15 protein-coding genes are annotated in these 23,902 nt (G+C 56.0%); 10 read left to right on the top strand and 5 right to left on the bottom strand.

Going from position 1 to position 23,902, the window contains the following annotated elements; genetic code table 11:
* Nucleotides 1-26: 26 nt before the first annotated feature.
* Nucleotides 27-1,052 (bottom strand): LacI family DNA-binding transcriptional regulator, encoded by a 1,026-nt coding sequence (locus MKZ07_RS17715; protein WP_036701881.1) that lies wholly within the window; start codon nt 1,050-1,052, stop codon nt 27-29.
* A 293-nt stretch (nt 1,053-1,345) separates the two neighbouring features.
* On the opposite strand from MKZ07_RS17715, the gene MKZ07_RS17710 reads away from it, so the two are divergent.
* The gene (locus MKZ07_RS17710) at nt 1,346-6,517 is read left to right on the top strand and encodes a carbohydrate binding domain-containing protein (RefSeq protein ID WP_341026846.1); all 5,172 of its coding nucleotides are present in this window, start codon (nt 1,346-1,348) and stop codon (nt 6,515-6,517) included.
* Between the two features lie 484 nt (nt 6,518-7,001).
* Here the strand turns inward: MKZ07_RS17710 and MKZ07_RS17705 are convergent, their stop codons facing one another.
* A complete protein-coding gene (locus MKZ07_RS17705) occupies nt 7,002-7,556 on the bottom strand; it encodes a GbsR/MarR family transcriptional regulator (protein WP_036701793.1) in 555 nt (184 codons plus the stop codon).
* 257 nt (nt 7,557-7,813) lie between these two features.
* Here MKZ07_RS17705 and MKZ07_RS17700 point away from each other — a divergent pair, with 257 nt between their 5' ends.
* The 9 genes from MKZ07_RS17700 to MKZ07_RS17660 all read left to right on the top strand — a co-directional run bounded on the left by MKZ07_RS17700 (nt 7,814) and on the right by MKZ07_RS17660 (nt 17,278).
* On the top strand, nt 7,814-9,010 hold the full coding sequence (locus MKZ07_RS17700) for a quaternary amine ABC transporter ATP-binding protein (RefSeq protein WP_036701791.1): 1,197 nt from the start codon (nt 7,814-7,816) through the stop codon (nt 9,008-9,010).
* A complete protein-coding gene (locus MKZ07_RS17695) occupies nt 9,010-9,846 on the top strand; it encodes an ABC transporter permease (RefSeq protein ID WP_036701789.1) in 837 nt (278 codons plus the stop codon). Before MKZ07_RS17700 ends, MKZ07_RS17695 begins: the two co-directional genes overlap by 1 nt.
* Nucleotides 9,847-9,861: 15 nt before the next feature.
* A complete protein-coding gene (locus MKZ07_RS17690; protein ID WP_235218591.1) occupies nt 9,862-10,746 on the top strand; it encodes a glycine betaine ABC transporter substrate-binding protein in 885 nt (294 codons plus the stop codon).
* Nucleotides 10,747-11,004: 258 nt separating this feature from the next.
* On the top strand, nt 11,005-11,619 hold the full coding sequence (locus tag MKZ07_RS17685; protein WP_036701786.1) for a TVP38/TMEM64 family protein: 615 nt from the start codon (nt 11,005-11,007) through the stop codon (nt 11,617-11,619).
* A gap of 615 nt (nt 11,620-12,234) precedes the next feature.
* Nucleotides 12,235-13,065, top strand: coding sequence for a sporulation protein YunB (gene yunB, locus MKZ07_RS17680; protein WP_156949760.1), 831 nt, complete (start codon nt 12,235-12,237; stop codon nt 13,063-13,065).
* An 82-nt stretch (nt 13,066-13,147) separates the two neighbouring features.
* A complete protein-coding gene (locus tag MKZ07_RS17675; RefSeq protein WP_341026839.1) occupies nt 13,148-14,686 on the top strand; it encodes a glycosyltransferase family 2 protein in 1,539 nt (512 codons plus the stop codon).
* Nucleotides 14,683-16,125: a hypothetical protein gene (locus MKZ07_RS17670; protein ID WP_341026838.1), complete on the top strand. Its 1,443-nt coding sequence runs from the start codon at nt 14,683-14,685 to the stop codon at nt 16,123-16,125. Before MKZ07_RS17675 ends, MKZ07_RS17670 begins: the two co-directional genes overlap by 4 nt.
* Nucleotides 16,118-16,852, top strand: coding sequence for a glycosyltransferase (locus MKZ07_RS17665; RefSeq protein ID WP_341026837.1), 735 nt, complete (start codon nt 16,118-16,120; stop codon nt 16,850-16,852). Before MKZ07_RS17670 ends, MKZ07_RS17665 begins: the two co-directional genes overlap by 8 nt.
* A 99-nt stretch (nt 16,853-16,951) precedes the next feature.
* Entirely contained in the window at nt 16,952-17,278 is a 327-nt protein-coding gene (locus MKZ07_RS17660; RefSeq protein WP_076160982.1) for a hypothetical protein, read from the top strand.
* A 68-nt stretch (nt 17,279-17,346) separates the two neighbouring features.
* Here the strand turns inward: MKZ07_RS17660 and MKZ07_RS17655 are convergent, their stop codons facing one another.
* The 3 genes from MKZ07_RS17655 to MKZ07_RS17645 form a co-directional block, all read right to left on the bottom strand.
* Complete coding sequence (locus MKZ07_RS17655) at nt 17,347-19,434, bottom strand: glycosyltransferase (RefSeq protein ID WP_341026836.1); 2,088 nt, start codon at nt 19,432-19,434, stop codon at nt 17,347-17,349.
* 523 nt (nt 19,435-19,957) lie between these two features.
* Nucleotides 19,958-21,679: a tetratricopeptide repeat-containing glycosyltransferase family 2 protein gene (locus MKZ07_RS17650; protein WP_341026835.1), complete on the bottom strand. Its 1,722-nt coding sequence runs from the start codon at nt 21,677-21,679 to the stop codon at nt 19,958-19,960.
* Nucleotides 21,676-23,748 (bottom strand): glycosyltransferase, encoded by a 2,073-nt coding sequence (locus MKZ07_RS17645; RefSeq protein WP_341026834.1) that lies wholly within the window; start codon nt 23,746-23,748, stop codon nt 21,676-21,678. The genes MKZ07_RS17650 and MKZ07_RS17645 overlap by 4 nt, the downstream gene beginning before the upstream one ends.
* Nucleotides 23,749-23,902 lie beyond the last annotated feature (154 nt).

Raw genomic sequence — 23,902 nt, 5'->3', positions numbered from 1 at the left:
TTACGGCGATCCGGTGGTTCAGGCGTTCAGCGGTTCAAATGTTTCAGCCCGCTGCCGCAGGATTCACGGACGATCAGCGCCGGTTCAACGACAAACGAGCCGCCTTCAGACTGGTTATTGATGAGATCGAACAACATATGGGCGGCGAGCACACCGAGGCGTTCTTTGTTCTGGCGGATGGTAGTCAGCGTAGGACTGGTATACTGGCAGGCCTCGATATCGTCACAGCCGATGATGGCCACATCCTCGGGAACACGCAGCCCCTTCTCCTTCAAGGCGCGGACTGCACCGAGGGCGAGGAGATCGGAGGCGGCGAAGACCGCTTGCGGCAAATTTCCCGATGCAATTAACGAATTCATTGCCGCATAACCGCTGGGCTCGAAGAAATCATCACCATGTACGAACCACCCCGGATTCATGGCCAGGCCGAAGCCGGCAATGGCTCTGACATACCCTGCTTCGCGCCGGTTGGAGATATCCGAATCCGCTGTACTGCCTATGAAGCCAAGCTCCCGGTGCCCGAGCAGATAGAAGTGCTCCACTACCTTGGAAGCAATCTGGTAATTGTCTGACATGACATAGCCGGATTTCTTGCCGGTCAGCTCCAGGTCAACGCCGATGCAGGGAATATGGCTCCGGTCCAGCTCCTGTATGGCTGGCTCCATCTTTTCTCCAGAGATAATAACACAGCCATCCACATGGAAATGCAGGCAACGTGAGTAGTAATCGCCGCTGTTAATGAACTTCTCATTCGAGAAGAAAATCAGGTCATACCCCAGCACCCCCATCTGCTTTTTGAACGAATTCAGCACCTCAACAAAAAAAGGATGGGTAAATTCCACATTCAGCTCACCGGCAAAAATAACCCCGATCAGATTCGACTTCTTGGTAGCCAGCGTTTTAGCGGAGCTTGAGGGGGTATATCCGGTTTGTTCGATGATTTCGAGCACTCTTCGTTTCGTTTTTTCGGAAACATCGCTGTAATTGTTCATGATTTTGGACACAGTCGATACAGAGACCCCGGCCATTTCGGCAATTTTTTTGATATTCATTTGCATGGCTATGCTCACCCCCGCTTCATAGTTATAACAGGGCCAAAAGACGGGTATGCCAGGGTTTCTCAAGGCTACTGACCGTTCACTTGGACACTCTCTGCTGTCAAACAGCAGTCCTTTCTAGAGTCTATTCAACTTGCCGAAACAAGTCAAAGGTTAATTGCATTCAGAGGAATGGCATGGAGATAATCGAAACCGATTTCGGTCCGGGGCTTTAAGATACCTGAAGAGTAACGGGACGATGTCATTGCGCTAAGTTGAGACTCTAATTCAGAGGAGGCATACACTGAATGAAAAAGAATATACCTTCGTTGTTAGCAGCCGCTGTAATCATTACCGGACTTCTATCGCCGCTGGGCAGCGGCGGGGCTATGGCGAAGTCTGCTCAGAGCAGGCTGACAGCGCCTGCGGAGACAACGGCCGCCTTGCAGAATAGAAGCTTGGTTGCTAATGAATTGAAAGCGTTTACCGATGTGAAAGAGGGCAATTGGGCGGCTCATGCTGTGATGCGCTGGAGCCGCAGCGGGGTGATCTCCGGCTACGGGGACGGCAGCTTCCGGCCGGAGCAGCAGGTGACCCGGGCAGAATTCTCGGCAATCGTCAACCGTATTTTCGGCTATAAGGACTTGGCGGCTGTGCTTCCGGCAGATGTCCCGGCGGCGGCCTGGTATAAGGATGATATCGCCAAAGCTGTAGCAGCGGGGTATCTGATTGCAGACGCAGATCAGCGTATCGGACCTGCGGCTCCGCTGAAGCGCGGGGAGGCGGTCCTTGCGCTTCAGCGGATACTGAGGCTGGAGACAGAGCGTCAAGCGAAGGGCATGTATAGCGACCTGGCGGGAGCCGACAGTGCAGTAAGCGCTGCGGCAGATGCTTTTACGGCAGCCGGTTATATGCAGGGTTATCCCGGAGGCTTCTTCAAGCCGGACGGGAGGATCACCCGTGCCGAGCTGGCAAAGCTGGCGGATACACTGGTGGCGGAGCTGCGCTCCGCAGCCGGGGAAGTGAAGCTGGGCAAGGTGAAGGGCAATGTGGTGCTGAGCCATGAGGATATCACAATGAAGGACAGTATCATTGAAGGAAATCTCTATCTTACTGAGGGAATCGGGGAAGGAGATCTCCGGCTGGAGGGAGTGCAGGTGAAGGGCACCACCTATATCCGCGGCGGCGGTGAGCATAGCGTGAGCCTGGTGAACAGTACTCTTGGGCCTGTTCAGGTGGCGAAGCCGAAGGGCAGCGTCCGCATCGTTGCCAGCGGGACGACAACCGTCGGAACAGTACACCTTGATTCCGGTGCTATCCTTGAAGAAGCTGCGCTTACGGGCGAGGGGTTCGCTAGTGTTGTACTCCCGCCAGGGGAGCAGACGGTCACTCTTATTGGCAATTATGGGGTGGTATCCACCGCTGATGCGGCCGGAGGCAACCTCACGCTGAGCTTGTCAGGCAAGCTATCCAAGCTAATCTGGAGCACTCCCGGCAAGCTGGTGCTGATGAATCAAGCGCAGGTGGCTGAGCTGCTACTTACAGCCGGTGCCCGGGGCACTACGATTATGGGCAGTGGCAGCTTCGGCACCGTGCTGAATCAGGCCGAGGCTGTGACGGCCGGGGGCATCGTTCTCAAGCCGGGCAGCCGCAGCAATCTGAATCTGGCCTCGCCGCAGGCCAGCCCGCCGCCTGTTGCTGCGGGGGGCGGAGAGATTGCGACGGCTACACCGGAGCCGACGGCAACGCCAACACCAGTGGTTACGCCGGAGCCGACAGCGACGCCAACAACGGTGGTTACACCGGAGCCGACAGCGACGCCAACACCAGTGGTTACACCGGAGTCAACGGCAACGCCAACACCAGTAGTTACGCCGGAGCCGACAGCAACGCCAACACCAGTGGTTACACCGGAGTCAACGCCAACGCCAACACCGGTGGTTACGCCGGAGCCAACGCCGACCCCAGCGCCGACCAGTGATCCGTGGAGTCTGGTGTGGAATGATGAATTCGATGACAATATCATTGATCCTGCGAAGTGGACCTATGATCTCGGCGATGGCACCGTTGTCGGGAATCCGGGCTGGGGCAATAATGAGCTGGAGTATTACACCAATGATCCGAGGAATGTGAAGGAACAGGACGGCAAGCTCATCATTACCGCTCGCAAGGAGGCAATGGGCGGCAAGCCTTACACTTCCAGCAGAATTAAGACCAATGGCTTGTACAGCAAAATGTACGGCAAATTCGAGATCCGGGCGAAAGCACCGGCAGGTAAGGGGCTGTGGCCGGCGATCTGGATGCTGCCGGAGAATTATGTGTACGGCAATTGGGCGGCCTCCGGGGAGCTGGATATTATGGAAGGCTGGGGCAGCCGTCCGAATGTGGTCGCCGGAACCATCCACTATGGTTCCCAGTGGCCGGATAATGTCTATTCTGGCAAGGAATATGTGCTGCCGGGCGATTCCACCATTGAAGAGTTCCATACCTACTCCATAGAATGGGAGCCGGGAGAGATCCGCTGGTATGTGGACGGGGTGCTGTACTCCACCAAAAATGACTGGTACAGCAAGAGCAGCGGACAGCCCGCGATGAATGCTTATCCGGCACCTTTCAACCAGAAGTTCCACCTGCTGATGAATCTGGCGGTCGGCGGCAACTTCGACGGCAACCCTACAGAGGAGACCGTATTCCCGAGTTCCATGGAGATTGACTATGTCAGAATCTATGAGCTGACCGGACGCGAATACCGGCAGCCGGTACCGGTGGAGCTGGTGAAGGAGCCTTATCTGGAAAGAGCGAAGCCGCCCCTGGCAGATGGGAACTTCATTTATAACAGCGGATTCACGCAGCAGGTGGAGGGAGATCCCGGGATGGGCATCCCGAATACAGCCCACTGGGTACTCTACAAAGATGAAGGCGCGGATGCAGCGCTGTCCCTGGAGCAGACAGGCGGCGTGAATCTGCTCAAGGTAAACATCTTGAAGCCAGGCAGCAACGCCTATTCGATTCAGCCGCAAGCCTTTGTTTCGCTGGCAAAGGGCAGATATTACAAGCTAAGCTTCGACGCCAGAACGGATACGGCGAGGGAGTTCACAGCCCGGCTGACCGGTGGCGCACCGCTGGGCTTTCCGTCCTATTCCCCGGCATTCAAGGCGGTGCTGACCCCGCAGCTTCAGCATTACGAGACGATGTTCCAGATGAAGGAGAGCTCGGACAATGCCGCGCGGATTGAGTTCAATCTGGGGACCAATGCTTCCCCGGTCTGGCTTGGCAATGCACGGCTTGAAGAAATCGATAGCATTCCCTTTGATCATGACAGCGCCAAGGCGCCGCTCGGCAGCGGCAACCACCTCTACAACGGCAGCTTCGATCTGGGCGAACCGGACCGGATGAGCTATTGGCATATCGATGCTTCAGTAGGTGCGGAGGTTACTCCGCGGGTTGATGCTGACGGCCGCCTGAAGCTGGACATTACAGGCGCGGACACTGACGGCAGCGGGGTTACGCTGCAACAGAAGGGGATCTTCCTGGTGCAGGGCCAGGATTACAAGCTGGCCTTCGAGGCGGATAGCTCCTCTGCAAGGACGGCCACCATTGAACTACTAGGTCATGACGGAACCTTACATGCTTCGCAACCGGTCGAGCTTAAGGCAGGCCATCAGCAGGCAGAGGCGGTCTTCAAGAACTTCCCTGGAGCCAGCGACCGCCTTGGACAATTCGTCCTAAGCCTCAGCGGTGGTACCGGAACGGTGCTGCTGGACCAGTTCGTACTGGTACGCACCAGCTCCTATTATGACCCTGATCTGACCTATTACCCGCTCATGAACGGGGATTTCAGCTTCGGGCTTACGAGCTGGGAGCGGCTGCTGACAGAAGACGGCGGCCAGAGCACTGCGGCAGCGGTGGACGGGGCAGCGAAATTCAGCATTACGAACACCGGCAACCAGGCGTATTCGGTGATGCTTTTCCAGAATAACCTCAAGGCTGCGGCGGGCTTGGATTATGTGGTTGAATTCGATGCCAGCGCCAGCGTGGCGCGGCAGATCAATGTGAAGGCAGAGAATGCGAGTTATTCCCCTTCCATTGATAAGCCGGTGGAGCTGACACCAGAGATGAAGCATTACCGGTTCGAATTCCGGCAGGGTACGAATGATACGCTGTCATTAAAATTCCTGCTTGGCAAGGTAGGCGGTGTGAGCGTTCCACAGAGTCATGATATTGTGATCGATAATGTGAAATTTGAGATCAAGGACGCCCCGGCGAAGCCGCAGGAGCTGCTCGCAGATTCCACGGCCAACCGGGTATCACAGCCGATTGAGCTGACCTTCATCCAGAAAGCAGAGTGGTCCGGCAGCATTAAGTCCGTTAAAGTGAACGGCGTCACGATTCCAGCAGAGCTGTATCATGTACAACCGGGAGCAATCATAATTCAGTCTGCTGCTTTCCCGGCAGAGGGAAGCTATATCATTACCGTGGAAGCCGAAGGGTATGTCAACGCTAGTGTGGTTCAGACGATACTGGCGAATGATAACAATCTGGTTGTCAACGGATCATTCACCAGCGGCAGCTCAGGCTGGTCCACGTGGTCCGGTGAGGGCGGAGCTTCGTCCTTTCAGGTGGCAGACGGGATAGCCGAGGTGCAGATTACAGCGGCCGGGTCACAAGCCTGGCATACCCAGCTCTATCAGGAGAAGATTCCGCTTGAGGCAGGCAAGACTTATGAGCTGAGCTTCAAGGCGAAATCTACGGTTCCGCGGCAGATTGTCGTAGAGTACAGCGGAACCTCTGCCCAGGCGGCTCAGGCGAAGTTCGACATTACAGCCACATGGGCGACTTACAGCACACAGTTCAGTGTGACGAACGACAATCCGCTGAAGCTGAATTATCTGATCGGCGCGACGCAGGGTGAGGATAAGACGGCGAACCATACGGCGCATACGATTTCTTTTGATGATATCGTGCTTAGGAAGGTAACGGGCGGACCGGACACAGAGCCTGCCAGCGGCACACTGGATAACGGCACATTCGATGCGCAGCCGGCTCTTAAGGGCTGGACCCAGTACTTCGAAGGTGCCGGAAATACCGCAGTCCAGAATGGGGAGCTTGAGGTGTCACTGGCCTTCACTGGATCTGCTAACTACGCCGCCCAGGTAGACTACAGGGATCTGAAGCTTACTCAGGGTAAAAGTTATACCTTGAACTTCAGCGCACGTTCGGATATCAACCGGCAGATTGAAGTAGCAGTCGAGCATTTCGGAGGGGATTACACGAAATATTTGCAGATAACCGCTGCCGCCTTGACTGGCGAAATACAGCGCTTCAGCTACACCTTTACCATGAACGGCGGAACGGATGCAGGTGTTCATCTGGTCTTTTTGCTGGGGCTGAATCCCGGCAACAGTGCAGAGACGAATGCCGCTATCGAGGCAGGCAATCATATCTATATTGATGATGTGAGTCTGGTGGAGAACCCGTAAGGTAACGAGATATGGCGTGACTTAGCGGTGGTATAAGAGCCGGTGACAGCACGTCAGCATGCGTAAACGGCCGTAATCCTTGAATTCAAGGATCGCGGCCGTTTTGATACTTGTATGGAAAATATAGTTTCCTAGTAGAGCATCATATGGGCCCAATGTATGTGAAAAACAGTATACATTGGGCTGGCACGAAGGTGATGGCCCGAATGTATACGGAAAACAGCATACATTGTGCTCAAACGTAGGCGATGGCCCCAATGTATGTGGAAAACAGCATACATTGGCAGCGTACAGGTGTCCAGAATAGGTAGGTTCCATTTCCCGCTTAAACAGCGATCGGAACAACGGTCCGTTCACGCAGCGTCCACCCAAGTGTCCACGTTGATCCCGCACCAAATAAAAAGCTGTCCCAAGCGCCACTTCATGGCTTTTGGTGACAGCCTTTTCAGCTTGAGCAGAATAGTTTGAACGCCTATAGCTGATATTATTCTTTAGGGATTAATTCAAAGATCTTGCCGGTTTCAAGCGACTCGATCAGCTTCAGCAGCCAGCGGTAATATTTAATGGCTTCCTCAATCTTGATCTCGTCGGTGTGGAGCAGGCGAGAGAGGTCCGGCTCGTCCGCATAATCGGTTTGCATCTGCCGGATTTCGGCGAGCGATTTGTTCAGGGCGGTCATATTCCCTTCCACTGCTTTTCTCCATTTAATAGAGAAGTAATCGCTGAAGTTCTGATGCCAGTCGGGAACCACCTCGAACAGATCCTTGCGGGTACCTTTGCCCCAGACTTTATCGATCATCTTCAAATCAAGCAGTGTACGGACTCCAGTACTCATGGAGGTCTTGCTCATGCCCATGGTGCGGCTTAGCTCATCCAGTGTAACCGGGCCCTCATTAAAGTACATATAACCGTATAAATGCCCGATGGACAAGGTGATGCCGTATAAATCCATATTTTTACCGATAGAATCGATTACCCGTTCACGGGCCTTGCTGATTTTCTCTATTTGCTCGGGCAGAAGCCCCTCTAAATCGTTCATGATGTCCCTCCTGAGGATTAGGCTGACAGGCTACATGCCTCTCCTACTGTATTGTAATCAAATCCCCATCCAGAAGTAAAGAATTCATGCGGAACGGAATTTGGCGTTAAACAGAGTATTCTATACGTAAAGTACGTAAAGTTAAAACTGTACACTAAATTTTTAGCGAATATGAGCTTTGCTTCTCTTTTCGTAAGTCCGTTACACTAGGTCAGTAGCAGCAGGCGCGATAAACAGAGATAGAGAAGGAGGTCAACATGGCAATTATAGAGGTGAAACAGTTAACCAAAGTATTCGGTCATGATGCAGCACGGGCGCTTCCATTATTAGAACAAGGCTGGTCCAAAGAAAGAATCGCCAAGGAAGCCAAGCTGACAGTCGGTGTGAATAAAGCCGAATTCAGCATTGAAGAGGGAGAAATATTCGTCATTATGGGATTGTCGGGCAGTGGGAAGTCCACGCTCGTCCGTCTATTGAACCGGCTGATTGAGCCGACCGGAGGACAGGTGCTGTTCAAGGGTAAGGATGTTGTCAAGATGAATCCGGAGCAGCTTCGGGAATTCCGGCGGAAGAATATCGGCATGGTCTTTCAAAAGTTCGCGCTGTTCCCGCACCGCAGTGTGCTGGCTAACGCAGAATACGGACTGGAAGTCCAGGGTGTGGAGAAAAGCAAACGAACACGGCTGGCCATGGAGGCTCTTGAGCTTGTAGGGCTGAAGGGCTGGGAGAATCACCGTCCGGATCAGCTCAGCGGAGGCATGCAGCAGCGTGTCGGCCTGGCGCGCGGTCTGGCCAATGATCCTGACATTCTGCTGATGGATGAAGCCTTCAGTGCGCTTGATCCGCTGATCCGCAAGGATATGCAGCAGGAACTACTGGAGCTGCAATCCAGAGTGAAGAAGACGATTGTCTTCATCACGCATGATCTGGATGAAGCGCTGCGGATCGGGGACCGTATTGCCCTGATGAAGGACGGGGTCATTGTCCAGATCGGATCGCCGGAAGAAATTCTGATTCAGCCTGCGAACAAATATGTGGAGCGCTTCGTCGAGGATGTGGATCTGTCCAAGGTGCTGACAGCTTCCCACGTGATGCGTCAGCCGGAGATGATCCGCCCGGAACGCGGACCCCGGGTCGCTCTGCAGCTCATGCGGGACAGCGGCGTATCAAGCCTCTATGTGGCGGATAACGAGATGCGGCTGCAAGGTCTGCTGACTGCGGATAATGCCTCACAGGCCTTGAAGGAGAACCGCAGCATACTCGATGTGATGCTGCGTGATATTCCCCGTGTTCAGCCAGATACCCTGCTGAATGATCTGTTCGAGCTGATGTCGGAGACGCATCTGCCCGTTGCTGTAGTAGGGGAAGGCGAGAAACTGAAAGGCATTGTAATCAAAGGGGCTGTGTTGTCTGCCCTGGCCGGTAACGCGGTTCCGGAAGGAGGATTAGTCTGATGAATTTACCCAAAATACCGCTCGGAAAGGGCGTAGAATGGATCGAAGATTGGCTCACCACCTACTTCGGACCGATATTTGACTTCATTCATGCTGTGATCGGCGGAATGGTGAGCGGGATTGATGCGGCGCTGAATTTCCTGCCCGCAATCGTACTGACCCTTCTGATTGCCGCTCTGGCCTACTGGATCGGCAAATGGCGGATGGCGCTGTTCGCAGTGGTCGGACTCTTGCTGATCGATAATCTTGGATTATGGGGTCCCTCGATGCAGTCGCTGGCCCTTGTGCTGACCGCTTCCATCTTGGCTGTAGTTATCGGGGTTCCACTGGGGGTATTCTGTGCGCAGAGCAAGACCTTCCAGAACATTGCTACTCCTATTCTCGACTTCATGCAGACGATGCCGGCGTTCGTGTACTTGCTTCCGGCCGTGTCATTCTTCTCGCTGGGGGTCGTTCCCGGTGTCATTGCTTCTATTATATTCGCGATTCCGCCAACCATCCGGCTCACTAACCTGGGTATCCGTCAGGTCTCGCCCGAGCTAGTGGAGGCGGCGGATGCCTTCGGTTCTACGGCAGGGCAGAAGCTGTTCAAGCTTCAGCTGCCGATCGCCATGCCGACCATTATGGCCGGTATTAACCAGACGATTATGCTGTCGCTGTCCATGGTGGTCATCTCGTCCATGATCGGCGCCCAGGGGGTCGGGGCTTATGTATACCGTGCGGTATCACAGGCCAAGACTGGTGCGGGCTTCGAGGCGGGGATTGCCATTGTCATTATCGCGATACTGCTGGATCGTCTGACCCAGAAGCTGTTCAAACCCAAACAACAAGGATAGGAGTGTATAATTAATATGAAGAGAACTCATTCGATGAAACGCAGACCGTTAATGATGATCATGCTGCTGATGGCAGTAATTCTGGTAGCTGGTTGTTCGTCTAATAATAACAGTACGGTGAAGCTGGCCTATGTGGCCTGGGATTCCGAGATCGCCAGTACAAACGTAGTCAAGGAAGTGCTGGAGACGAAGCTCGGCATGAAGGTGGAGATGCTGCAGGTCGATGCCGGACCGATGTGGGCAGGGATTGCTGACGGAAGCGCAGACGCCATGGTAGCCGCCTGGCTGCCAAGCACGCATGCCTCTTATCTGGAGAAATACGGCAAGGACATTGAGGATGCCGGTGTGAATCTGGATGGAACGAAGACCGGGCTTGCCGTTCCCGCCTATATGGAGATCAACTCTATTGAGGATCTGAACAATGCGGAAATAGCGGCAACGCTGGATAAGCGGATTATCGGGATTGAGCCGGGAGCCGGAATTATGACGGCTACGGAAAAAGCGCTCGAAGCCTACGGCTTGAGCGATTATACGCTGCTGGAGAGCTCATCGGCGGCGATGGCGCAGGAGCTGCAGAAGGCTTTTGACAAGAATGAACCGATTGTAGTCACCGGCTGGACTCCGCACTGGATGTTCGCCAACATGGACCTCAAGTACCTGGACGATCCGAAGAATGTCTACGGCGGAGCCGAGCAGATTCACACTATGGTCCGTAAAGGCCTGAATGAGGATATGCCGGATGTGCACAAGTTCCTGAGCCAATTCAAGTGGACCGCAGAGGATATGGAGCAGGTTATGGTCAAGATTCAAGGCGGACAGTCGCCTGAAGAAGCAGCCAAGGAATGGGTAGAGAGCAATGAAGCCAAGGTGAATGAGTGGACGGCTGGCATCTCTGCATAGGTGAAAACTGGAGGGTTCAGTGATCTGGCGGCGATGACCGATGTGTGCTATGATGAGAGAAAATAAGCAACAATTCTGTAACTTGTACCGCTAACCTTTGTCCTTTTACTAGTCCTGATTTAGCGGCTCATCAAGTAGAATATATCAATTTATGGTCAATAAACACCCCGCAAGGGGTGTTTTTCTTCAACAATTAATCTTTCATTAATGAGCGGTTCCTTTACATGCTGCAAGGAGTCAGGAAAGGAAGAGCGCTCCATGACCGAGATGATCAATGCCTGGATTGACTGGCTGCTGCAGAGTCTTGGACTTAGCGGCCCGTATATTGTATTCGCTACCTTTCCGCTCGCCGTGCTGCAAAGCTTGTTCGGATTTTTCCCCCTGGCGATTCTGATTGTGCTCCATGTCTCTGTATTCGAAGTGATCGGCGGGATGGCTGTCAGCTGGCTGGCCTGCAACCTGGGCGCGGTATTCGTCTATTTTCTCTTCCGGCGGTATCTCTTCGACTGGTTCGACCGCAAATGGGGCTACAAGCTCAAGAAGTATGAGAAATGGCAGACCTATCTGGACCGTTACGGCATCTGGACCCTGGTGCTGCTGCGTACGATTCCGATTGTGCCCAGTAATATCATCAACCTGATGTCGGCCGTGTCGCCGATGAAGCCGGCAGCTTTTGTCTGGGGGACGGTGCTCGGCAATCTGTCTTTCATCTGGCTGTTCGGTACGCTCAGCTCCTCGTTAATTGTCCCGCGTGAGGACTGGAACGGTTTTCTGTTGTGGTACGGCGTGTTTATGCTGATTCTGCTCGCTATCTTTGTCCGGCTGCATTGGGGGCATCTCCAGGAGGATAAGCGCAAGCGGACGGGGCATTAGGTTCAGGAAGATGCTCGATATGCTGGATAAAAGACACTCCACTTCAAGGCTAACCCCACATTGTGGGGTTATTTTGCGTGTGTGCTGAATAGCCTATTAGTACAGGGAGCGGCTTGACCGCAGGAATGTCGGGAGGGACTGCAGGGCATGGGCAGAATCAGAAAATGGGGGAAACGGAGCGCAGGCGTACCGCTCTTCGGGCGTCTGCGGCTGCCGGACTTCAACGGAAGCGGACTGAGGGGGACGGTCGGGCGCCGCCAGGCCTTCAAGGCCAAACCGTCCAGAGCGGGAATCCAGCCGCCGCACTCGGGTTCGGGAGCAAGGTTCGAAGCGAAGCCGTCAAGACCCGGCGCGGGTCTGCCTGGCCGGAGCTGGGGACGGAGCGGGGGCTTCGTGGCGAAGCCCTCCAGATCCGGCGTCCGGCTGGACGGGAGCGAAGCAGGCTACGGGTCAGCCAAGCCTTCCGGGGGAGCAGCAGGCGCTCCGGACCAGCGGGTCTGGCGCAAAGCCGGGCGCGGCGGCTTCCGTCTGTTCCGCAGGAGGGAAGGGAAGTGGCAGGAAGCTGCCGGGGGCAAGGGGCAGAAGCCGCGCAGACAGGGCAGATTCTGGATCGTTCTGAGCCTGCTGCTGCTTCTGGCAGTGCTGCAGGGGCTGCGTTATGTGGAGCAGCATCTGAAGCCGCCGATTCTCCATCTGGCCCAGATCCGGGTGAAGCAGATCGCCACGGAATCGATTAACAAGGCGATTACGTCCCAGGTAGCAGACGGGGGGAATGCCGAGGCGCTGATTGACTGGAAGACCGACAAGAACGGCAAAATCTCCGGCTTCATGCTCAACTACAAGGAGCATATGCGGATTACCTCGCAGGCCGCTGAAGTCATCCAGTCCACACTACAGGAGCTGCATAACCGTACGGAATATATTCCGCTCGGGCAGGCGCTCGGCAGCCCGCTGATTGCCTCCTATGGTCCGGATATTCCGATTAAGGTAGAGCCTCAGGGGGCAGTGAAGGTGGAGCTGAACACACGGCAGCAGAATGCCGGAATCAATATGATTCTCGTTGAAGTCTTTATTCATATTGTTACCGAGGTAGCCGTCGTCATTCCATTTGATATGGAGCCGCAGGTGGTGGATACAGAGATCCCCGTCTCCTACCTGATGGTAGTCGGTGACGTTCCGATGTACTACTATGATAATCAGGGCAAGCCTGTCGGCGAGAACGGCAGCAGCGCCCCGGGCATCGCTATTCCGGCCCCTTCGCTGAGTACCGGGAAGAGCAGCGCCGGCGAGGACAGCACACCAGCAGGCAGCGATAACAGCAGCTCAGGCTCCAGCGGATCAGGCGGACATGCGGGCAGCGGAGAGACTGAGGCGCCCGCCGGAAGCGGCAGCTCTGTGCCCGGTGTGAATGCCGGGGGTGGGAATGAGGGCGGTGGCAGCGAATAGCAATGGTAATTATAGGGATATATACCCCGACACACTCATACATTATAGACAGCATAGTTTGACTAATGGAGCGTGATGTTGGGTGTCTTATGGAGCGATGGAGGATAGGAGTGCGGGGAAGGGTTGGGATGCTGCAAAAGCGGACCGTACGGAGCGGCTGGCTGCAAGGTACAGCTATCTGGAACGGGAGGGCCTGCTGCCCCTGCCGGTGCAGGGAGGGATTACGCTGGTGGTGGAACTGCGTCATGCGCCGTGGTCAGCGGAGTGTCTGAGGCTGCTGCTTCAGCATTCCGGGCCAGCGGTGCGGGTGACTGCGGTTGCCATGACCACTGATTTTCCGCTGCAAGCGTTGTCGGAGCAGTTCTCCGGGGAAGCAGGAATGCGGTTCCTTCCTTATAGCGAGGGTGAGTATAGGGTGAATGAGGCCTTGGCTTATGCCGAGACCTCTTTTGCCGTGCTGCTGGAGGACTGTGTCATGGTGGCTCCGGGCTGGCTCGGGAATCTGCTATGGCCGCCGATTGATGATCCTGCGGTGTTAGTTGTCGCTCCTTGCTCCTCCACGGAGTGGGGAGACGGGCAGCGGCAGCTGCATTTTGCCGGATATGCTGAGCTGGCTGCGTACACCGCCCATACGCTGGAGAAACAGCAAGGGGAATGGAATTATACGGAGGTACTAACCGGTTCCTGCCTGCTCATAGCCACAGAATTGCTGCTGAGGGTAGGCGGGTTCGATGCTTCTCTGGGCGAACGCCGCCTGATCATCGCGGACTGGTGTCTGCGGGCCCGGATGCTGGGAGCGGAGCTTGCGCGCAGTGACTCGGGCTATGTTCATGTGCTGCATAGGCTGGAAGCGGAGAGTGTGAAGGCGGGCGGCATTGAAGTCCGGGGGAAGGGCGAACAGGCTTATCTGCAAAAATGGAATCTGAACAGCACCCTCTCCCCTGCGGGTACGCTCCAGATTCCCCGTGATCTCACAGCCTGCCCTCCGCAGCCGGTCATTCCGCTTAGCCGGGATACGGTTGCCGCTCTGCTGGTTACAACGGTCGTGTATTTCGAAGAGAACTGGACGGCGGCGGATTCCCGCGAACGGCAGCAGATGCTTCAGGAGAGCCAGAGCTACGGGAATATCCGCTGGGTGTGGGTGAGGGACAGCTGGAGCCAGTCTTTTCCGGAATTTCCGGTGCATGAGCGGGACGCTGTGATTACCGTTCACGGCGAGAAGGCATGGCTCCATGCGCTGGAGAATATCTCGGCACTCTACGGCAGTGAGATCATAGTCTACTTGTCGGCTTGTGCGTCGTATGATAACCGCTATGTGGAGAGAATGGTCCGGGTTCTCCGGTATAGCCGGGCGGATCTGATTGTCAGTTCAGACGATCATGCCGCAGAATCCGGGCTACCACGCACAAGCGAAGGGATTCCGCAGGTTCTTCCGCTTGAACGCATTGCACACCGAAGCGGAAGAACACCGGGGAGGATTGTGAAGCGGGAGGGCCATCTCCGCAGTCTGGAGCTTGTGCCGGACCCGGAGTTGTCTATAGATTATGCAGGAGAGACAGCAACAACGGGTGCGGGACCGGGCAGCCTTGATGAAGCCTTGCCGGGGGAGGGCCGCTTATGAACTATATTGTGCTCAGCCGCACGGCTTGGGAGGATTATGAGTATAAAAGAATGCTGGAGCTCCTTCCGCAGCGCGGGGAGGTCTGCTTCGCCGGAGCGATGACCCCGGTCCAGCAGCGGAGCAGCCAGGTCAGGTCTGTAACTCTGCCGGAAGTGTACAAACTGGATACCGGAGAGTATACGCTGCTGGTCTCATCGCCCTACTGGCTGCCAGATGTGCTGGCTCTACAGCCTGCTTATACTGTGGCTCTGCTGGAGCCTTGCCCGGATGGGGAAGATGCTGTGCTGTGGGATAAATACAGTTCGTCTCTTGGAGCGCTCTCTGATCTTGCCGGAACCTCCTCGGAACGGATCTATCTGGAGCAGAATCTGCGCCGGGGCCAAGTGGTCTATCTGAATGGAGATGAGCCGGTGTCCTACGGACTTCTCCGCCGGGGGGAGCGGCTGTATTTTCTTACGGATGCTGAGGCGGTCTGGAACAGGGCATTGACGGAACTATGGCATCCGCCTGATGCGGTGAACAGCGGGGAGACGTATCTGGATATCCAGCGCAGGCTCCGTACCCGTTTCTATCTCTCGATGTGCGCCAAGTTGCCCGGTGAGCCTTCGGTGCATTATTTAGCGGCTTCTTACTTATATCTGCAAGGAGATGAGACAGCTGCGCAGCTTCTGGCCCAATCCTTTGAGCTGATGCTGCTGCATAATTATACGGATTGTCTGCATTCACATTACCGGTTCTTCTCAGCGATTGAAGCGAAGCAAGGGAATCTTGCGCTTGCAGTCCGGCAGTATGAGATTACGGCGTTTACAGACGAGGAGCGGGCAAGGGGTATGCAGATGAAGCAATGGCTGCACGGGGGTGAGGCCCAGCAGGGGCTGCTCTGTGCAGAGCTTATGACGGTGAATGAAGACTACGCGGCAGCCATTGAATTGCTGGGCCAGTTGCCTGAGCCGGAGGCCCAGCAGCGGCTACTGCACAATTATATCGCGACCTTCCAGTGGGAGAAGGCGCTGCAGCTTCATCAGGAGCTGGCGGCCGAAGGAACGGTGGCGGAAGCGGGAAGTGCGGGACTGCTGGGGCTGGCGGGGAGCCTGCAGGATGCGGGGAAGGTAGGGAATGCGGGAAGCAGCAGCGCGGAAAGTACGGAAGGGAAGACGGGGAGTATCCAGGGGGCAGGCACGGATGGGGATGAGGGAAGCAGGCAGGGAGCAAGCCCGGTAAAAGAGATTTCTCCTGCGGATGAGCTGGCAGAACGGAATGCCGGGCAACTGTCTGTGATTGAAGGGACCCTGCATCTCTTGTACGGCAGGCGCCATGAGGCTATCCGCAGCTTCCTGCGCTGCGCGGGTGCGGATCAGGGGGCGCGGCAGCTTTTTGCTGAAATGGCAGATCTGGAAGAAGCGGTGCAGAAGTTAAGAGGAGGGGCTACGGGTGGGTGACCACAGGAATGAACCGCTGCGCAAGGCTTCCGGCAACCGCCTGACGGCGATGATGCAGGTGCGCAATGAAAGCGGCCGGTATCTGGAGCAGGTTCTGCGGGAGCTGAGCGAATTCGTCGATGAGATCGTCATTGTGGATGACGGCAGCACGGATGATACGGTGCGTGTGTGCCGCTCTTTTGCCAAGGTGAGCAAGGTGGTGACGCTGGAGCACTCCCTCTTCAGGCGGGAATGGGAGCTGCGCCAGACGCTCTGGGATCTGGCCGTATCCACGCGGCCGGACTGGCTTGTGTCGGTAGATGCTGATGAGTTCTACGAAGAGCAGGCCAAGCAGGAAATGCGGCATCTGATCAACCAGGATGTCTACGATTGGGTGGCCTTTCGGATGTATGACTTCTGGGGCGGCACGACCCATTACCGGGAAGATGAGCTCTGGAATCTCCATACGAGGCATACGCGCACACTGGTGCGTTATCTGCCCGGCTTCTATTATTTCACCCCGCAGATGGATCATCACGTTCCCCGGCTGCCGCTATCGTATGCGGTGCTGCCAGGCTTCCTGGCCGAGCTGCGGGTGAAGCACTACGGCTGGGCCTTGGAGCCTGACGCGCTGCGCCGCAAGTACGACCGCTATATGGAGCTCGACCCCGAGGGCAAATGGGGAAGTCTGGAGCACTACCGCTCCATTCTGGATGAGCACCCCCGGTTGGTGGAGTGGGGGGATTGACGTAGATAATAGCCTTATTTTCATGTATATTCATACTTGGGATTGGAGCAGCGGCTCCCCAAAATGAGCATAATATGGATTGTATGGAGGCTGGATTCGGTGCAAAGTATTCATGATAATGAAATTGTCTCCTATAACATTGATTTACAAAATGCCAAAATTACATTGCACACACTGGGCGGCAAAGGAAATCTGGTTCCTGTCACTATTGAGTTTGTTAATGTTCTGATGCATAGGTTTGAAACGCAGTTGCGGGGGAGCATTATCCTTGATATTAGCACATTTGAAATCAGTCGGTTTGTCAAAAGTAATAAGGAATTGTTAGAAGAACAAAAGGATTCCGCCTGGCCGATGTATTATGAAAAGATAGAGGACTTGCTTGACCTTGAGGGAGCTATCCCTCAGGGTCTTTCGTTTTCCATATGAGTGTTTCAAGAGGATTTGTAAAGCTAATATTTCAAAGATTGAGTGAGGGGGGAAAGCCAAGCGTAACCTTAGATATTGTTATCTCTGTCATCCCCGCTCTGAAGCGCAGACTTCACAAGCAGCAGCCACGGAATGCTGCCTGTAGCGGAGATGTTGCCCTGTGGGCGAACCTCCGCCGCAAGAAGCAGCATGTGGTAGCTGAGGCCAGTGATTGCGGCAGTGCTGCCGGATTGGCGAAGCGTCTGTTCATCGGCGGGCATAAGCTGCGGGACCTGCCCGCATGACTGGGCAATGGCTGCATAGAGCAGCCATTCCGCAGCATCACCAGGAAGGCTATAGTGTTGTGATTGCCGGGTGTAATCTGCACACCATTGCATTTTAAATGAAACAGGTGCATCCAGTAGTCCTCGCAGCAGCGGCAGGGGAAGTCTGCTCCAGAGAAAGCGTGCAGCGCTAGTGGGCCTGCCCAGCAGGAGTAATGTATCCCAAGCGCCTGCCTGAAGGAGCAGTTGTGCTGCGTAAGAATAATCTGCGAAGGTTAGCGGTGTGTCGGTATGGTGCTCCGAACGGGCAGCGCTGTCCGTGTCAGGAGCCGGGAAGGTACCTTCTGCCGGAAACGAAATTATTGAATGCTCATCGGCCCCATGCTCCGCCGGGCCTGCCTGCAGCCCCGCGAGCCGGCGATGCGCGGCTGCAAGTCCGGGCGGCAGCTCCGCCAGCCGCCTCAGGCCTTGTTCTGCCGCGGCGATTCCGCCGCTGCGGCAGGACAAGGCCCACAGATAGCCGGATATCCACGGGTTATCCGGCGCATCCTCCGGCATCCGCGCAAGCCCGGCGGATGCGGCCCCGGGCTGTTCCGGGTCCCGGAACAGCGTCCCTAGCAGCACCTGAAGCACCTGCCGGATATCCTCCGGCAGATGCGGTGCTGCGAGAAGCGCCGCCAGCCATGGGGCGGCGCGGGCATTGAGTGCGGCAGGCACCAGCCTGCTCAGCACTCGCCGGGGCAGGGCAGGGAGCAGCTGACGGGTGAACACCGCCAGCTGCTCCGCTTGCCCGGACAGCAGGCACAGCGTGGCCAGCTGCTCCCAAGCGGCAAGATCGTCAGGCGAGTAGATTATCGCCTGCCTGTAATGCTCCATGGCTTCCTCGTAGAGGAACAGCCGCTCGCAGACCCGTCCGGCGAATAGGCGGGTGCGGCAGGTTCCGCTGCCGGAGGAGGAAGGGTATTTATGTGCGGTATCCCCGCTGTCCAGTGCCCGCTGAAGCAGAGGGTACGCCCGCCATACCTGCCCTTGCTCCAGCAGCAGCCCGGCATAGCTCTCCAGCAGATCGGTGAAATCTGCATACAGCCCAATCCCGGCCTGATAGACAGACTCCGCATCCGCAGGCCGCCCGCCCCCTTGGAGGGCAAAGGCTGTCTTGAGATACAGGTCAGCGGTATACCCGGAGTCTGGTGGAGCTTCCTCTAGCAGAGGCAAGAGAAGATCTGCCGCCGCCTGATATTGTCCCTGCTGGTAATATTCCGTGCCCAGTGCGTACCGCAGAGGAACGCTGTCTGGTTCAAGCCGCAGAGCAGCGAGAATCAGCTGCAGATTGCGGCTGGCTTTGTTTTTTCGCTGAAGCTCATCATCCAGATATCCGTAGTGATGGACAGGCAGACGGGCATAAGCGATATGTCCTCCGGGGAGGCTCCAGATGCTGGAGGCCACCTCCTCATGAATGCTCCCGCGAAAACAGATACGTGAATCATTACGAAACAGCCGGCACACATTGTCTGTCACGTATTCCCGCCCTGAGGCCTCACCCACATAATGAATAAAAGGCAGGAAATACCCGTCCGCACACTCCGATTCTAGCAGATACTCTAACTCCTCCCGCTTCCAGTCCGCAAGGGCTTCATCTGCATCCAGCACCAGAATCCAGCCATAGGAGGCCAGCTGTAGGGTATGATTACGGGCTTTGGAGAAATCATGCTCCCAGGGCAGCCGGATCACCCGGGCACCGAACCTGCGGGCGATAGCCATACTGTTATCCTCTGATCCGGTATCTGCGATGATGATCTCCGAGACCATACCCTGAACAGACAGCAGGCATTGCTCCAGATGCTGTGCCTCATTCCTGACGATCATGCAGAGCGAGATCCCGGGAGTATCCATGGTCTGTAAGCTCCTTTCTGACAGTATCTGATTGAAAAAGCAGGAGTGCGAAGCAAGCGGAGCGGAGATATTCCTGACGGACTGGAGCGCCGTTATTTCCCCCAAAACAGCACTTTTTACCGAGTGGCGGACGGAGAGGACCCTATTGTCTCTCTAACCGATGATTTTGGGCAGCATATCCGCCTTTAAGCGCATTGGAGTCCGTAACTCTTCCCAATCATGCGTTTTCTTCAAAATAAACGATCCTCAGTCCGCGGGCGCTCAGTCACACCGGTACTCTCCGGATAAAAAGCCGGCTATACAGGATAGCTGCAGAACGTACACCTAAAACCAGCGATAAAGCACACTTTCATTGGATAGCTGTAGTCTGTACAACTAAATCTGCCCAAAAAGGGGAGAAGGAAGAATCGGCGGATGTTTAAATGTACGAAGTACAACTAAATGGGATATTGGCGAGCAATCTGGAGTTTTAATTGTACCAAATACAATTAGGCCTATCGCAGCTACGGTCTCTGATGACATACTAATCAGATGATCTGGGAAGCGGAAGAGTGAGACGGGCTGCCGCAGCCGCCGGTGAATACATGGCCGAAGTTACGAGCGCAGCCAGAACCTTGTCAGCCAAAAGAATCCAGGGCTGCACAGCCGCAGCAATAGCAGGTATGGGGAGTGAGGTGTTCCGGTCTGCCGGGACAACTGCAGGATGACTAAGCAGCTCAGTAATATCATCGTAGCTCAGCTCCGCTGCGGAAGCTGCTTCCGCCCGCTGCAACAGCTCTAACAAATCAGCAGTAGGCGGCACCACCGCTTCCATCACTCCCGCACTCTGCGCCATACCGTCCATCTCACCCGCATCCCGCACCGCCGCTTCCATCACTCCCGCACTCTGCGCCGTACCGCCCATCTCACCCGCATCCTGCACCGCCGCACCCATCACTCCCGCACTCTGTGCCGTACCGCCCATCTTACCCGCCGCCACACCAGCCCCTGCACCGTCCCCAAGCATATCAACCGCCGCTGTGTAACAACCATCCCGTACCAGCAGGCGCAGTAGCTTCTGGCGCTGCTCCGCCAGGATGCCGGGCAGCTGCCCGGCCAGCCAGCCGTGAAGCTCGGGCTCGCGGCCCGTGCATTTGAACAGGCGCGTGAGCCGGGGGATCAGCGGCCAGGGGTCCGGCTGGAGCTGGGCTGCCCTGGTGAAGCAGGCTGCCGCCTCTTGCGCTTCGCCGATCTGCTGGCAGACCTGCCCCAGTAGTGTGTGGGTGAGAAATGTGCCTAACCCTGATTCGGTATGGTAGAGGGGAGGGGAGGCTCCAATCTCCAGTGCCCGGCACAGTGCGGTCTTAGCTTCGGCTAAGGCTGATACCTGTAACAATAGCGCACCCTTGAGATGGTGAAGATCGGGATAGTCCGGGAAGAGCAAGCTTCCTTGCCCGCAGGCCTCCAATGCACCCGGGTAATCACCGGTTACTGCCAGGCAGCGGACCTTGTATTTATAGAGCAGGTGAATATAGCTGGTACCCGGCTCGGCCAGGTTCAGCGAGGTGCCGATATGTTTCAGCGCCTGCCTGTAATCGCCAAGCCGCATATATTCAACCGCCAGATTGAAATGCTGAAAAGCATCTCCGGGACTCTCCTCCAGCTGCTGCTTCAGCAATCCGAGATTACGGCTGATTTTGTCTTTCCGCTCCACGACCCCGGCGGCATAGCCGTAGTGATGGACAACGACGGTGCTCATATGCATCGCGGCAGCCGGGGTCTCCTGCACAATGACAGCCGCAATCTGCTCATGAATAATGCCGCTGAAGCGATAGCCAGGACGGTTCCTGAACATCCGGAGGATCGGGTTGACCGTAAGCGTCTGCGAAGCACGCTCCGTCCCCTGATGATTATGAATCCGCACAAAAAAAGCCTCATACTCCGTATGCTTCGCGCACACCAGCAGCTCCTCCCGGCTCCCCTGCTCCAGCTCCTCGTCTGCATCCAGCACCAGAATCCAGGTGCCGCGCGCCAGGGCCAGACCGGCATTGCGTGCGGCGGCAAAATCCCCGTTCCACGGTAACCCGATAATCCGGGCACCGAAGCTGCGGGCAATGGAGCGGGTTGCGTCGGTGGAGCCGGTGTCCACAATGATGATTTCATCCACAGTCCCGCGCACACTCCGGAGACAGCGGGCCAGGTTGTCGGCTTCATTTTTGACGATCATGCACAAGGAAATCAGCGGTTGTTGTGGTTTCGTGGTCATAAGCCCAGATCCGCTCCTCTCTGCCGCTGGGTGTAATTCCACTTCGTATGCCAGGGGGTGCAGCGCAGCACCGCGATGGATTGGGCAACCGCTGCTCTATCCTCCTGAAGCGGACCCTGAGCCGGCTGTCCCACCCCCTGAAGACGTTCAACAGCTTCTGCGAGCCGCTGCTCCGCCAGATACAGATAACAGAGCGCCAGTCCGGTGCTGACCGCATCGTCTGCAGGCGATTCCCCCAGGGCAAGGCGGTACCAGCCGGCAGCCTCCGCATAATGCCCTTTATCTATGAGCAGTTCTCCGAGATACCGCAGGGTTGCGCCTGAAGCGTCCTTACTGTCTGCAAGGCTGATGAATAGTTCCCCTGCCTCTGCCCGCCAGCCTTCCTCATACAGCGCCTCTGCCAAAGTGCTTGTATATGCCGGGAACCGTTCAACCAGCCGCTTGCCCAGCGTGATGAACTGGTGCTTCACAGCGAGCCTTATCACCTCGGCAAGCAGCGGGGAGTCCCCGGAGGGAGCGGATTTTGCCTGCGGCTCAGCGGAATCAAGAGACAATTCCGTGTCGATCTCAAGCATCGCGGAACGCAATTCCGCAGGTGATTGCAGCCACAGCTCCTCCTGCAGCTTCCCTCTCAGCTCCCAGGTTAAGACAGCCTCAAGCAGGCATAGCTGCCGTACAGTTTCCGCATTTAGGCCTTCGGGTGACAGCTGGGTGGGGTTAGCCCGCAGCTTGGCGGCAGTTTTTCTGAACGCATGATATTTTCCGGTAATGATCCAGGAAGACAGCACGAACAGCAAGGTGTCCTCTTCCAGCGGACAGACGGCGGGCGGCAGCTCTGCAATCGCCGTATAAGCATCCAGCCGGTACAATGTTCCGATAATTGCGGTTCTAGCAGCACGATGCGCTGTACCGGTTAGCTGTATCAAGAGTGCGGCAATCTCTCCATCCGTCACCTCCAGCTCCTGAAAAGCAGACGCGATCCCCTCCAGCGCGGGAAGATACAGGGAGTGCTGCTGTAGCGCACGATGGTACAGCTGCGCGGCTTCCTTCTGCTTCCCGAGCTGCTGGAAAATGGCCCCCATCCGGTGCAGCGGGCGGAAGCTGTCTATGCCCTGTTCAGTGACGTATGCTCTGTGCGGAGCCGGGGCAGACGAGGTATCTATGGCATGCTGGTAAGACTGGACGGCGCGTTCATAGAATCCTTGGCTCTCCCAGGACTGGCCCTGCATGTAATGCAGGTCGGGATAATCTCCATAACGTGTCAGCTCGCGGGTTAGCAGGCTGTCGACCGCTTTTACATGACCGTTGTTCAGATCAATTGTACACAGATCGCGAACGATCGAGGGACGGTAAGAGGCCTGAAGCGGAGCAAGGGTAAGACTCTGGCGCAGCAGTTCTCCGGCTTCCTCCAGCCGTCCGTCCTGACAGCAGTTGACCGCCAGATTATAACGGGTGAACACATCGTCAGGCTCTTCCGCAAGCGCAAGACGCAGCAGGTGCCCGTTGCGGATGATTTTATGCTTGGCGCTCATGACCGGGGGCAGGTAGCCGAAGTGAAGAATCTCTATTGGACTGGCCCCGATGGCGGCGGCCCCATGTTTTGTGAGAATAGAGGACTCAACACTTTCATGAATTCTTCCGCTGAAAAGATAGCCCTGCCCACCCCGGAACAGCCGCACCGGATGGTGATACAGACGCTCCTCGGGCCTGCTTCCCAGCAGGTTCTCTATGCGTACCGTATAGGCTTCGGCTGTGCTGCCCCTGAGAATCTCCTTAATTGACGCTATAGAAGTCTGAAGGATTTCATCCGCATCTAGGACCAGTATCCAGCTGCTGGCCGCATGGTAGAGACCGGTATTGCGTGCCTCTGAGAAATGGTGGTTCCACTTGGTTTCAACAACCGTTGCCCCGTACTTGCGGGCGATCTCCACGGACGAGTCGGTTGAGCCGGTATCGACAACGATGATTTCATCGGCGCCCTGCAGGCTGGCTAGACAACGGGGGAGCAGCTCGGCTTCATTGTTGACAATGAGCTGCACTCCGAGTGTAGGTTTGGCAGATAGATTCAAGATCGTTCCTCCTTCGCGGGCCTTAGTTCCTCCGGGTATTCTGCAAAAATAAGCATGTATAAGCGCTGCCGTCTTATGTAGATGCGGAATACCGCACAGGAAAGAGTACATGGGTACCCATGCACTCCTCTCTTCTGCATCGTATGACGGAAAC

Origin of the sequence: Paenibacillus sp. FSL P4-0338, assembly GCF_038002365.1 — a bacterium.
Lineage (GTDB): Bacteria > Bacillota > Bacilli > Paenibacillales > Paenibacillaceae > Paenibacillus_AQ.
The sequence above is the reverse complement of the archived record's forward strand: the minus strand, read 5'-3'. Positions and strand labels throughout refer to the sequence as shown.

Coding starts and splice junctions, on each gene's coding strand:
- MKZ07_RS17715 (WP_036701881.1), bottom strand. CDS start 1,052: ATGAATATCAAAAAAATTGCCGAAATGGCCGGGGTCTCTGTATCGACT.
- MKZ07_RS17710 (WP_341026846.1), top strand. CDS start 1,346: ATGAAAAAGAATATACCTTCGTTGTTAGCAGCCGCTGTAATCATTACC.
- MKZ07_RS17705 (WP_036701793.1), bottom strand. CDS start 7,556: ATGAACGATTTAGAGGGGCTTCTGCCCGAGCAAATAGAGAAAATCAGC.
- MKZ07_RS17700 (WP_036701791.1), top strand. CDS start 7,814: ATGGCAATTATAGAGGTGAAACAGTTAACCAAAGTATTCGGTCATGAT.
- MKZ07_RS17695 (WP_036701789.1), top strand. CDS start 9,010: ATGAATTTACCCAAAATACCGCTCGGAAAGGGCGTAGAATGGATCGAA.
- MKZ07_RS17690 (WP_235218591.1), top strand. CDS start 9,862: ATGAAGAGAACTCATTCGATGAAACGCAGACCGTTAATGATGATCATG.
- MKZ07_RS17685 (WP_036701786.1), top strand. CDS start 11,005: ATGACCGAGATGATCAATGCCTGGATTGACTGGCTGCTGCAGAGTCTT.
- MKZ07_RS17670 (WP_341026838.1), top strand. CDS start 14,683: ATGAACTATATTGTGCTCAGCCGCACGGCTTGGGAGGATTATGAGTAT.
- MKZ07_RS17655 (WP_341026836.1), bottom strand. CDS start 19,434: ATGGATACTCCCGGGATCTCGCTCTGCATGATCGTCAGGAATGAGGCA.
- MKZ07_RS17650 (WP_341026835.1), bottom strand. CDS start 21,679: ATGACCACGAAACCACAACAACCGCTGATTTCCTTGTGCATGATCGTC.